Below are 1,284 nucleotides of genomic sequence, written 5' to 3'. Positions count from 1 at the left end.
CCACTGGCCGGCCGTTCCTGCCTCTCTCAAGCGCAACTGAAAGACGATAGCCGCCATAGTCTCGATCCGGCTGCGTCAATGAAACCCCTGAATCTACGGGAAAGGGAGAGGCTATCAGAGTCGCCTTGAACATGTTGGCAATATTTGCCATATGGGTTTGAAGATAGTGCGATGGCGACCATGCAGGAAAGGCGCGAGGCGTTCAAACGGGATGCCGTGCGCGCATGGGAAGAATATCAGGCGACCGGCCTGCACGCGACGATGGAGGAAGTCGATAAATGGCTAGAGAGCTGGAGAACGGCAAACGAGCTGCCCCGCGCCTATGTCACTAATAGGCAATGAGCTGCCCAAGGCACCGAAACGCCGCGTCCCGCGAGGCGATGGCGGAAATAGCGGCAGGAAAGGGCGTCAGGTTCGACAACGTTGAGGCGCTGATGGCAGACCTCCATGCGGACGATCTGCCTGCCTGACAGGCCCGCTATGACAATTTTGCCGTAATGGCATTGGAGTTACACCGATGGCGACCATGAATGTATCCCTGCCCGATCCTCTGCGCGATTACGTGCAGCAGCGTATCGACAGCGGCCAATATGCCAGCGTCAGCGACTATGTGCGCGATCTGATCCGGCGCGATCAGAGCGTTGTCGTGGACGAGGAACGCTGGTTGAAAGACCTCGACGCCTCCATTGAGGCAAGCCTGAAAGAGATGGAAGCCGGAGGCGGTCATGATCTCCATGACGTTTGCGCCGAAATCATTGCCGATATTGAGGCGACCGCCGATCGCAAGCAGCACTGATGCAGGTGCGGCTATCGACGCAAGCCCGTCGCGATTTGCAAGGAATCAAGGAATGGATCGCGCCCAACAATCCGGCGCGAGCTGTGACGTTCATCGAAGAATTGCGCGATGCGGCGGCCCGGATCGGGACGATGCCCCATGCCTTTCCGCTGATCCCACGCTATGAACGGCATGGCATCCGTCGCCGGTCCTACAACGGTTATGGCATCCTCTATTCGGTGCAGTCCGATCGCGTCTTCGTGCATCGCATCATCGGCCCCGGCCAGGATCACGACCGCGCCTTGCGGCTGAATTGAGGCTTAAGCGATGATCGGACCCAAAAACTCCACACCATTACCGGCGCGTCGGGAAAGCGGGCCTGCCTCGCTGCGTCTGTGCTGGACGGGACGACTGCCCGCACCCGGCAAACCGCCGCACCGACCATCGCCCGCTTTCCCGACGCGCCGGTGAAGACGTGGCCGATAGAGGAGTTCACCTATCTGCAACCG

The 1,284-nt window shown here is 59.6% G+C and carries 3 protein-coding genes and 1 pseudogene; all 4 read left to right on the top strand.

Going from position 1 to position 1,284, the window contains the following annotated elements; genetic code table 11:
- Positions 1–171: 171 nt before the first annotated feature.
- A complete protein-coding gene (locus IQ35_RS20955) occupies positions 172–342 on the top strand; it encodes a transcriptional regulator (protein ID WP_082749269.1) in 171 nt (56 codons plus the stop codon).
- 175 nt (positions 343–517) lie between these two features.
- Positions 518–796: a type II toxin-antitoxin system ParD family antitoxin gene (locus IQ35_RS20945; protein WP_082749270.1), complete on the top strand. Its 279-nt coding sequence runs from the start codon at positions 518–520 to the stop codon at positions 794–796.
- Positions 796–1,092, top strand: a complete 297-nt coding sequence (locus tag IQ35_RS20940) for a type II toxin-antitoxin system RelE/ParE family toxin (protein ID WP_066564857.1) — start codon at positions 796–798, stop codon at positions 1,090–1,092. The genes IQ35_RS20945 and IQ35_RS20940 overlap by 1 nt, the downstream gene beginning before the upstream one ends.
- Before the next feature lie 96 nt (positions 1,093–1,188).
- A pseudogene (locus IQ35_RS21695) lies at positions 1,189–1,284 on the top strand (histidine phosphatase family protein); the annotation flags it as partial.

This window comes from Sphingobium wenxiniae (genome assembly GCF_007830065.1).
In the GTDB taxonomy this organism is placed as follows: Bacteria; Pseudomonadota; Alphaproteobacteria; order Sphingomonadales; family Sphingomonadaceae; genus Sphingobium; species Sphingobium wenxiniae.
The sequence above is the reverse complement of the archived record's forward strand: the minus strand, read 5'-3'. Positions and strand labels throughout refer to the sequence as shown.